We start from the raw sequence: 10233 nt of genomic DNA on the forward strand, positions 1-10233 counted from the left end.
CGCCCCCCCGCTCGATGCATCCACGCGTCACCGGTGGGAGGCAGCCCCTTCGTCACGGGTACTGGCTGACCCCACGTGCTGTGCCACCGCGGCGGGCGAGGACGAGGCCGAGGAGCAGTGCGGTGGCGATGAGGGCCCAAGGATGACCCTCGGCGATCCCGTGTGCCACTGCGCCGCGGCGCTCGCGATCCGAAGCGAGCTGCACACTCGACGGAACTGAGCGATGGGCTGGGAGCGAGCTGAGCGGCATACGACCGGGTTCTGCTGGTCTCAGAGGAGGCCGCGGCGCTCGAGCAGGTGGCGCGGGTCGGCGTCCCGCCCACGGAACTCACGATAGGAGGCAAGGGGATCGGCTGCCCCACCGATGCCGATGACGTAGCGCCGGTACCGGTCGCCGTTCTCGCGGGTGAGTCCGCCGCTCTCGGTGAACCACGCCACCGTGTCGGCGTCGAGCACCTCGCTCCAGATGTAGCCGTAGTACTGCGCATCGTAGGCGTAGGCGAAGGCGTGCGCGAAGTAGGTTGACGAATACCGCGGTGGCACTGCGGGATTCGCAAGACCAGCCGCTTCCAGTGCGGCTCGTTCAAAGGCGCCGACGTCCGTCACTGACGCTGCCTGGTCGACGTCGAGGGCGTGCCAGGCCTGGTCCAGGAGAGCGGCCGCGAGATACTCGCTCGTGGCGAACCCTTCGCCCCACGACCGTGAGGCGATGAGGCTGTCCACGAGACCCTGCGGCATCGGCTCGCCGGTCTCGTGGTGGATGGCGTAGTTCGCGAGGACCTGCGGCCAGAGCATCCACATCTCGTTGACCTGGCTCGGGTACTCGACGAAGTCGCGGAAGACGCGGGTACCGGCGAAGTGGGGATACGTGACGCGCGCGAGCAGCCCGTGCAGGGCGTGGCCGAACTCGTGGAAGAACGTGATGACCTCGTCGTAGGTGAGCAGGGTCGGCTCGCCCTCGGCCGGCTTGGGCACGTTGAGGTTGTTGGTCACGATGGCGTGCGGCTCGCCGAGCAGGGACGACTGGTGGACGAGGCTCGTCATCCACGCGCCGCCCTTCTTCGTGTCCCGTGTGTAGAGGTCGAGCAGGTAGAGCCCGACCGGGGCGCCATCCTCGCGGACCTCGAAGACGCGCACGTCCGGGTGGTAGCCCGGGAGGTCGGGGCGGTCGTGGAAGGTGAGGCCATAGAGCCGCTCAGCCGCGAAGAAGATCCCGTCGCGGAGCACGCGCTCGGCCTCGAAGTAGGCGCGCATGGCCGCCGTGTCCACGTTGTACGCCGTTGCCCGCACGCGGTTGGAGTAGAAGGCCCAGTCGTGCTCCTCGATCGGATGGCCGGCCTCGGCTTCGAGGGCTGCCTGCTCCTTCCGTGCGTTGGCCGCTGCGGCGCGGGCCATCGGGGCGAGTCGCTCACGGACTCGTTCGGGTGAGCCCGCGGTCGAGTCGGCCAGGGCTGCGGCGGCGTGGTTGGGGTAGCCCAGGAGTCGGGCCCGCTCAGCACGGAGCCGGACGATCTCGAGGACGAGCCCACTGGTGTCGTGCTCGTTGCCGCGGCAACCGCGGGCCCGTTGCGCCTCATGGAGCCGTCGGCGCAGCCCGCGGTTGGTCAAGGAGGCCAGGTGCGGGTGGCTGGTCGGCAGCACGAGACTGATGAGGTAGGACCCGTCGTGGCCGTGCTCACGGGCCGCCTGTGCAGCCGCGGAGATCTCGCCGGGGGCGAGCCCGCTGAGCTCGGCGACGTCGTCGACGAGGACCGCGAGGTCGTTGGCATCGGCGAGCAGCTGCTGCTCGAATCGGGTGGTGAGAGTCGCGATGGCGGCGTTCAGCTCACGGAGGCTCTCCTTGGCCGCATCGTCCAGGCCCGCACCCGCCACCGTGAACTCGATGAGGTAGCGGTCGACGAGGTGCCGGGACTCCGGGCCCAGGGCCCCCATCTGGGCAGTGTCGTCGTGCACGGCGCGGATCCGCTCGTAGAGGCGCGAGTCGAGCAGGATCGCGTCGCTGTGAGCAGCGAGCCTGGGGGCGTACTCCTCCTCGATCGCCTGGATCTCGGGTGTGGCGAGTGCGCTCGACGTGCCGAAGAAGGCTGCGCTGGCGCGTGAGAGGAGCTGGCCGGAGCGTTCGAGGGCTACGAGCGTGTTCTCGAAGGTCGGCGCCACGGCGCTGGCAGCGATGGCCTCGACCTCGGCCCGCTGTTGCTCCATCCCGGCGTCGAAGGCCGGACCGTAGTGCTCAGGGCGGATCTCGCCGAACGGCGGAAGTGAGAAGGCCAGAGTGCTCTGCGTGGCGAACGGGATGCCATCGAGAGACGGCAGGTCGGCGGCTTCGGTTGGGTCGATCATGTCCCAGACCCTACGGACCCGTGCGGACCGCCTCGAACGGTTATCAGATCCGCTTCCAGACTTGGTTGCGAACGACGCCAGCGCCGACCCACCAGTCGGGCAGCGCTGGACTCTCGGCCGCTCCCGGCTCTCCCCCTCCGACGCGTCCCCGGCTCCCATGTCGTGGCCGTCCGGCCGGTCCCGCACGCTCCCACCGTTGCTAGCATCTGGGGCGAGATGGACACCCCGGAGCGAGTCGAGACGTACCTGGCCGGTCAACCCGAGCCCAAGCAGACCGACCTCCGGCAGCTGCACGCGCAGCTGCTCGCGGAGTTCCCTGACTGCAGGTTGTGGTTCAACGACGGCACCAACGAGGACGGCAAGGTCGTGGCCAACCCCAACGTTGGCTACGGCGTTCACACCATCACCTACGCCGATGGGTCGTCGCGAGAGTTCTATCGCATCGGCCTGAGCGCCAACACGACGGGCATTTCGGTCTACGTGCTTGGCCTCGAGGACAAGACGTACCTGGCGCGCACCTATGGGGCCTCGATCGGCAGGGCCAGCGTCACGGGCTACTGCATCAAGTTCAAACGCCTCTCGGACATCAACGCCAGCGCTCTTCAGGCGGCCATCCGACACGGTATGACGGTCGATCAGACGGGTTGAGCCCAGACGGGCCCAGCCGACGGTGCCCGATCGCATCAGCATGATCGCAGCCCCGAGCCACCGGATGGAAGCGTCAACCGCCTTCCCTGATCTGTTCCCTGGCCGTCGTTTGCCGACCGCCTCATGGCGCCGTCCAGGGCTCTATAGTGCCGGGCATGACAGAGGTCGGAACGGATTGGCGGGTGGTCGATGGCGTTTCGACTGCATGGTTCGACGCGCCCTCGCTGATCGAGGCGGCTGCGCTGGCCGGGCGCATCGTGGAGCTGCCGGCCGAGATCGTGGTCGACCTGCGTGCGACAGGCATGCGGGTGCGCCTCGACTCGGACGAGCACGCCGAGGCGGTGTCGGCGGCCGCGCGGGATCTCGGGCTGGCCGCGAAGCCTGCCGTGCTGCAGCAGCTGAGCGTCGTTTTCGAATCCGCGAACCCGCCTGTGGTGAGGCGGTTCTGGCAGCGCGTGCTCGACTACGCGCCTGCTGAGGATGGCGGTCTGGTGGATCCGTTGCGGCGCGACCCGGCGATACGGATCCGGACGTCGACCGATCCACGGCCGTTGCGGAACCGCATCCACCTGGACGTGGTGCGGCCGGCGGCGTCGGTCGAGCAGGCGAGTCCTGGTGCGGCATCGGGGCCGTTCGGGGTCTGTCACCCCGATCCCGACGGCAACGAGGTCGACCTGGTGCCGGGCGGAGCGCTCGGCCAGGGGATTGGGACAGCCGACTGGCAGGCGGTGTTCAGCGCGATGGCGTGCTACCGCATCACCTCGCCGACGCAGCAGCGTGACCTGGCCGCCGCGGCAGCGACGCTGGCCGACGACATGGGCTTCCCGCTGCTGGTCGACCTGCGCCCCGGGCTCGTGATCATCGACAGCGGCAAGGACCAGTGGGAGGACGACGCCCACGGCCTCGAGCTCGACTTCACCGACCTCGCCGGGGACCTCCAGACCGCCGCCCGCGAACTCGGGGCCACTGCGGATCCGCGGCTGCCGCGCTTCGCCCAGCTCTTCCTCGACGCTGCCGACGTTGCCGCCGTCCGCGCGTTCTGGGTCGCCGCGCTCGGATACACCCAGGACCGCCGAGCCGGGGTCAGCGACATCCACGATCCGCGGCGGCTGAACCCGGTGCTGGTGTTCCAAGAGCTCGACGCCTCGGAGACCGAGCGGCGCCGGCAGCGCAACCGCATCCACTTCGAGCTCGCGGTGCCGTCGGACCTCGCGCAGACGCGCCTCGCCACGACCGTCTCAGCCGGTGGCCGGGTCCTTGCCGAGTCGGAGGGTCGCTGGCGGGTCGCCGACCCGGAAGGCAACGAGATGGTGATCGTCAGTGGGGCGTGAGCTCGCGTTCGGCGCACGGCGCCACCGTGCAGCGCGAGCGTCCACACCACGACTACTCCGTGCCGTCCACCGGCAGAGACCAACCCGAGCGCCCGCCTTGGTGCGGCATCTGGCTTCGACTCGTGGCGGCCGGACCTCTCGGTCAGGTCTGGACGCACGACCGTGACAGCGACGAGGGACTCGCCCAGCGTCGCCACCAGGACTCACTGACTGGTCCCGGCCTGGCTGGCACCGTGTGAAGAGGCCATCCTTCCCGGCCGCTGGTCACCTGAGGAATGGCGCGTCATGGGCCGAGCGCGGATCCTGACCAGGGCGCCCCGAGACCTACAGGGCCAGCTCCGCCTTGACGACGTCGACGAGGCGGCCGGCGATCAGCTGCGCCTGGTCGACGTCCTCGGCCTCGACCATGACGCGGATGACCGGCTCGGTGCCGGACTTGCGAAGCAGAACCCGCCCGGTCTGCCCGAGCTCAGCCTCGGCGGAGCGCACGGCGTCCGCCACAGCCATGCAGGCATCGAGGCGGCTCTTGTCCACGTCCTTGACGTTGATGAGCACCTGCGGGAAGTGCCGCATCACGGCGGCCAGCTCGGTCAGCGTCCGGCGCGTCTCGGCCACCCGGGAGGCGAGCATGAGACCGGTGAGGGTGCCGTCGCCCGTCGTGCCGTGGTCGAGCATGACAACGTGGCCCGACTGCTCCCCACCGAGGGAGTAGCCGCCGTTCTTCATGCTCTCGAGGACGTAGCGGTCCCCCACGGACGTCTGGACGACCTTGATGCCGGCCGAGTCGAGCGCCTGGATCATCCCGAGGTTGGACATGACCGTGGCTACGAGGGTGTCTCCGCGGAGGACGCCCTGCTCCTTCATGCGCAGCGCGAGGATGGCCATGATCTGGTCACCATCGACGATGGTGCCGGTGCCATCAACCGCGAGGCAGCGGTCGGCGTCACCGTCGAAGGCGAGCCCGAAGTCCGCGCCGATCTTGACGACCTCGGCCTGGAGCCGGTCCAGGTGCGTCGAGCCGAACCCGTCGTTGATGTTGATCCCGTCCGGCTCGTTGCCGATCACGGTGACCTCGGCACCGGCCTCGGCGAACGCCTGTGGAGCGACGACAGAGGCTGCCCCGTGGGCCGCGTCGAGGACGATCCGCAACCCATCGAGCCGATGCGGCAGCACGGACAGCAGATGGGTGACATAGCGGTCGGCGCCGTCAGCAAGGGGCGTGATCCGGCCCACGCCCGCGCCGGTCGGCCGCTGCCACTGCTCACCCAACCGCTGCTCGATTGCGTCTTCGAGCTCGTCGGCCAGCTTCTGCCCGCCCCGGGCGAAGAACTTGATGCCGTTGTCGGCCATCGGGTTGTGCGAGGCGGAGAGCATGGCGCCGAGGTCGGCGCGCTGCTCGGCAACCAGGTAGGCGATCGCGGGCGTCGGGAGTACCCCGGCATCACGCACGTCGACGCCGGCCGAGGCCAGTCCGGCCATGGTGGCTGCGGAGAGGAACTCGCCCGAGGCCCGCGGATCTCGACCGACCACGGCAACGGGTCGATGTCCGTTGAACTCCCCAACCTCTGCCAGGACGTGCGCCGCCGCGACGGACAGGTCAAGGGCGAGTTCTGCGGTGATGTCCTGGTTGGCGAGCCCACGGACGCCGTCCGTGCCGAAGAGTCGAGCCACGTGTTTGAGCCTTTCGTACGGGCGCCGGTGGAGTGCAGGTGGAGGGCAGGTGAACGCAGATGGAGCGCACGGCGCCAAGGAGAACTTACTCCCGGATCGCAAGGGAAAGGCCCCGAGGGGCACTCGGGGCCTTTTCCGTGCGTCTGGGTTGCGCGTCAGCGCTTGCTGTACTGCGGGGCCTTGCGGGCCTTCTTGAGACCAGCCTTCTTGCGCTCCGGGACGCGGGGGTCACGGGTGAGGAAGCCGGCCTTCTTGAGGGCGGCACGGTTGAGCTCAGTGTCGACCTCGTTGAGCGAGCGGGCGACGCCGAGGCGGACCGCGCCTGCCTGGCCGGAGGGGCCACCGCCGTGCACGCGGACGAGCACGTCGTAGGAGCCTTCGAGCTCGAGGAGCGTCAGGGGCTCCTTGACGATCTGCTGGTGCACCTTGTTCGGGAAGTAGTCCTCGAGGGTCCGGCCGTTGATCCTCCACGCGCCGGTGCCCGGGACGATCCGGACGCGGGCGATGGCCTGCTTGCGGCGGCCGGTGGCTCCGCCGGGGACCGAGACCTCGCGGGCGCGCTTGGGCTCGGCGGCGACCGAGGTGCCTGACTCCGAGGTGTACTCGGTCAGCTCCGGCTCGTCGGTGTCGAGGACGTCCTCGTTCACAATGTCAGTCACGTGCTTCTCTTTCTACGCAGTGGGGAACAGTCAGTAGCGCACGTGACGCTTACTGCGCGACCTGGGAGATCTCGAAGGGGACGGGCTTCTGGGCCTGGTGCGGGTGCTCGGCGCCGCGGTAGACCTTGAGCTTGGACAGCTGCTGGCGGGCCAGCGAGTTCTTCGGGAGCATGCCGCGGACGGCCTTCTCGACGGCCTTCTCCGGGCTCTTGGCGAGCAGCTCGGTGTAGGACGTCGCCTTGAGGCCCCCCGGGAAGCCGGAGTGGTGATAGGCCTTCTTCTGCTCCGCCTTGGCGCCCGTCAGGGCGACCTTCTCGGCGTTGATGATGATGACGAAGTCACCGGTGTCGACGTGCGGCGCGAACTGCGGCTTGTGCTTGCCCCGGAGCAGGACCGCAGTCTGGCTCGCGAGACGGCCGAGCACGACGTCGGTCGCGTCGATGACGTGCCACGTGCGAGTGACCTCGCCGGGCTTCGGGGTGTACGTGCGCAATGGAGTCTGCCTTTGCTGTCGAGATGATGCCGTATGCCGCTGAGCCGGCTCCCGCGTCGCCCGCTTCCCTCTCGGGGTGGCCGGGTTCGCTGGCGCTCGCTGCACAACCTCATCAATGTTATGGGCTGGGCCGCCCCGGCCCAAATCGGAGCCAGCCGCCCCGGAAAGGTCACCTGACCTGCGCAAACGCAGCTCAGCGGCATACGGGCAAGGATTGTGTGCAAAGGTATTGTGCAAACAGAGTGTGCAGAGATATTGTGCACAGCATGGCTGCACATGACCCGATGGACGTCCCCCCCGAGCCCACGCCGGAGAACATCTGGCTCACCCCCGAGAGCCTGCGCGTGCTGGCACATCCCCTGCGTTCGCGGCTGCTCGGCCAGCTCCGGATGGGCGGCCCGTCCACCGCGACAGACCTCGCCGTGAAGCTCGACACCAACAGCGGCGCCACCAGCTACCACCTGCGCAAGCTCGAGTCGGTCGGCCTGGTCGAGGACACCGGCGACGGCGAGGGCAAGCGGCGCCTCTGGCGCGCGGCCTCCCGAGCCCACTCGTGGCACCCGAGCCAGTTCGCCGACGACGAGGACTCCGAGACCGCGCTCAACTGGCTCTCGCACGACCTCGTCCGGCACTTCGGTGAGCGCTACGAGAGGTGGCTGGACGTGTCGATGTCCTGGCCGATGGACTGGCAGGACGCCTGCGGGGGCAGCGACTACATGGTCCTCGTGACGAGCGAGCAGCTCGAGGCGATGCGTGACGAGATCGCCGAGGTGGTCGCCCGCTACCGCCGGGTGGGACAGGGCAACCCGCGCGCGCGGCGCATCGCGACCCACCTCTACCTCTATCCCCTTGACCTCGACCGGCCACCGGCGACCAACAGCATGGAGAACCGATCATGAGCACCCTGCTTCCTCCCGCGGCCGCGCGCCGGACCTTCCTCACCCTGTCCTTCACCCGCTGGTTCTCGGTCGGGCTCGTCGTCGGCATCTTCGTGCTGTGGATCCTCGAGCGAGGCCTGACCATCAGCGAGGCGGCCTTTGCGCTGTCGTTCACCGGCATCGTCGTCTTCCTGCTCGAGCTGCCGACGTCTGGCTTCGCCGACGCCTTCGGTCGGCGTCCGGTCTACGTCGCCTCGGCCGTCGTGGGCGTCCTCGCCTCGCTCGCGCTGCTCCTCGCGCACTCCTTCGTGGCCTTCGTCGTCGCGTCGGTGCTCATGGGCATCTTCCGGGCACTCGACTCGGGACCGCTCGAGGCCTGGTTCGTCGACACCGTGCACGCCACCGAGCCGGATGCCGACGTCGACGGCGCCCTCGCTGCGCAGGGCACGGTGGTCGGAGTCGCGATCGCCGTCGGTGCGCTCATCTCCGGCGGTCTCATCTGGTGGCACCCCGTCACAGCGCAGTCAGCGCTCTGGCTGCCGGTCCTCGGCAGCGTCGTCCTCTCCATGGTGCACCTCGTCATGGTGCTGGCCCTGCTCAAGGAGCCGCGCGGTGCGGAGCACCTTGATGCCTCAGGTCTGCGTCGGGCGGTGTCCTCGGCCAAGGATGCCCCGGCCGTGGTGCGCGAGGGACTCGGCATGGTGGGGTCCAGCGGCGTGCTCCGTGGCTTGCTGCTGGCCGAGGTTGCCTGGTCCATCGCGATGGTCGTCTTCGAGATGTTCCAGCCGGTGCGGCTCGCGGAGCTCCTCGGCAGCGAGGAGGCGGCAGGTGCGTGGATGGGACCGATCGCTGCCGGGGGCTGGGCCGTCTTCGCGGCCGGCTCCGCGCTGGCCGGCCTGACGAGCAAGCGGCTCGGCGTGGCACGCACGGCCATGCTCGGGCGCGTCCTCAACAGCCTCGGCGCCCTGGTCATGGGCTTGGTCGCGGGACCGGTCGCCCTGGTGGTCGCCTACGCCTTCACCTACTCGATGCACGGCTTCCTCGGCCCCATGCATGCGGCCCTCCTGCACCGGGTTGCGGAGGCGCGAAATCGGGCGACGATCCTGTCGATGAACTCGATGACCGCCTTCGCGGCCTTCAGCATCGCGGCCCCGCTGCTCGGTGTGCTCGCGGACGGGATCTCCACGCAGGCGGCCATGGTGCTCGCTGGCGTCATCAGCCTCCTCGGGCTGCTCGCCTACCTCCCGGCCCGGCGCGCCGAGCTCACCCGATCGAAGGAACACGTTCTGGGGACCGCCAAACCCTGATCGAAAGAACACGTTCTGGGGACCGCCAAACCCTGATCGAAAGAACACCTTTCGGGCTCGAATCTTGTTCCTTCGATGTGGGGTGGGCTGGCCAACCTGAAACCAACCCAATCCAGTGGACGAGATTCGGGGGCCGCGTCAGGGGCGTTCGCACACGGCTGGCTCGGTGAGTTTGCGAGCCAGCGCCGCACCCGCGATGACCAGCGCAAGGGCTGCTCGCTCCACTTGGGGGGCCGTCTCGATGATCAGCCAGGGGCCCGCGACGGCCAAGGCCAGGCCGGCGAGCGCGCAGGGCGCACACCCGAGGTCGGGTCGCCATCCCGCGCCGGAGCGCGGCACGAACAAGGCCACCACGAGCGACGAGATCACCACGGTCCCTGCTGTGAGGACCGTCCACAGCGGCGCCTCGGAGAGCCGCCAGCCCGCTGTCGCGCCAACGAGGACGACGAGACCGGCCAGGAGCACAAGCGCGGCGACGCGACGTCGCCGTGGCCAGCGCACTGGTGCAATGACGTCATCGTTGACGGCCGTCGGGTGACCAAGGGAAGCCAACGCGCTGCTGGTGGCGCCCTGAGTGACGTCGGGCGGCGTGGACTCATGCGGAGCCGCCACCTCGGGTGGTGCCTCGCGGTGCGTGTGCTGCTCGCTCACGACGCACTCCCCACACGGCAGGTGCCGTCGACGCAGGCCGACGGCGCGCGGCGTAAGCGACGGCGCCGACCAGCGCGGCGAGCGAGATCATCGCCAGCCACGGCTGAAGCGGCGCCCAGACGCCAAGGGCACCTGATGTTCCCAGCGCGACGAGGACGATCTTGTTGCAGACCGGGCAGGCGACGGCGAACAGGGCCAGTCCCGCGGCGCTCAACGTCGGGACGCTCGAGTCGTCGCCCCCGACCGTCCCGTCAG

9 protein-coding genes and 2 pseudogenes are annotated in these 10233 nt (G+C 69.3%); 4 read left to right on the plus strand and 7 right to left on the minus strand.

Translation table 11 applies throughout. The features are described from left to right. Positions 1-270: 270 nt before the first annotated feature. Entirely contained in the window at positions 271-2340 is a 2070-nt protein-coding gene (locus tag VJN29_RS07560) for a M3 family metallopeptidase (protein ID WP_324143013.1), read from the minus strand. 43 nt (positions 2341-2383) lie between these two features. Further along, a pseudogene (locus VJN29_RS20360) lies at positions 2384-2452 on the minus strand (nucleotidyltransferase family protein); the annotation flags it as partial. A 104-nt stretch (positions 2453-2556) separates the two neighbouring features. On the opposite strand from VJN29_RS20360, the gene VJN29_RS07565 reads away from it, so the two are divergent. Both VJN29_RS07565 and VJN29_RS07570 read left to right on the plus strand, forming a co-directional pair. Further along, complete coding sequence (locus VJN29_RS07565; protein WP_324143014.1) at positions 2557-2988, plus strand: DUF1801 domain-containing protein; 432 nt, start codon at positions 2557-2559, stop codon at positions 2986-2988. Positions 2989-3143: 155 nt separating this feature from the next. Beyond that, positions 3144-4319: a VOC family protein gene (locus tag VJN29_RS07570; protein WP_324143015.1), complete on the plus strand. Its 1176-nt coding sequence runs from the start codon at positions 3144-3146 to the stop codon at positions 4317-4319. 324 nt (positions 4320-4643) lie between these two features. Here the strand turns inward: VJN29_RS07570 and glmM are convergent, their stop codons facing one another. The 3 genes from glmM to rplM form a co-directional block, all read right to left on the minus strand. Further along, positions 4644-5990: a phosphoglucosamine mutase gene (gene glmM / locus VJN29_RS07575; RefSeq protein ID WP_324143016.1), complete on the minus strand. Its 1347-nt coding sequence runs from the start codon at positions 5988-5990 to the stop codon at positions 4644-4646. A 155-nt stretch (positions 5991-6145) separates the two neighbouring features. After that, on the minus strand, positions 6146-6649 hold the full coding sequence (gene rpsI, locus VJN29_RS07580; protein ID WP_324143017.1) for a 30S ribosomal protein S9: 504 nt from the start codon (positions 6647-6649) through the stop codon (positions 6146-6148). Between the two features lie 49 nt (positions 6650-6698). Beyond that, positions 6699-7142: a 50S ribosomal protein L13 gene (gene rplM, locus VJN29_RS07585; protein ID WP_324143018.1), complete on the minus strand. Its 444-nt coding sequence runs from the start codon at positions 7140-7142 to the stop codon at positions 6699-6701. 266 nt (positions 7143-7408) lie between these two features. Between rplM and VJN29_RS07590 the strand changes: the two genes are divergently transcribed. Further along, the gene (locus VJN29_RS07590; protein WP_324143019.1) at positions 7409-8041 is read left to right on the plus strand and encodes a winged helix-turn-helix domain-containing protein; all 633 of its coding nucleotides are present in this window, start codon (positions 7409-7411) and stop codon (positions 8039-8041) included. Then, a complete protein-coding gene (locus tag VJN29_RS07595; RefSeq protein ID WP_324143020.1) occupies positions 8038-9327 on the plus strand; it encodes an MFS transporter in 1290 nt (429 codons plus the stop codon). The genes VJN29_RS07590 and VJN29_RS07595 overlap by 4 nt, the downstream gene beginning before the upstream one ends. A gap of 138 nt (positions 9328-9465) precedes the next feature. Here the strand turns inward: VJN29_RS07595 and VJN29_RS07600 are convergent, their stop codons facing one another. After that, positions 9466-9978: a hypothetical protein gene (locus tag VJN29_RS07600; protein WP_324143021.1), complete on the minus strand. Its 513-nt coding sequence runs from the start codon at positions 9976-9978 to the stop codon at positions 9466-9468. After that, positions 9923-10233: pseudogene (locus tag VJN29_RS07605) on the minus strand (hypothetical protein); the annotation flags it as partial. The pseudogene VJN29_RS07605 and the gene VJN29_RS07600, both read right to left, overlap by 56 nt.

The sequence above is a fragment of the Intrasporangium sp. genome, from assembly GCF_035280925.1.
Taxonomy (GTDB): domain Bacteria; phylum Actinomycetota; class Actinomycetes; order Actinomycetales; family Dermatophilaceae; genus Intrasporangium.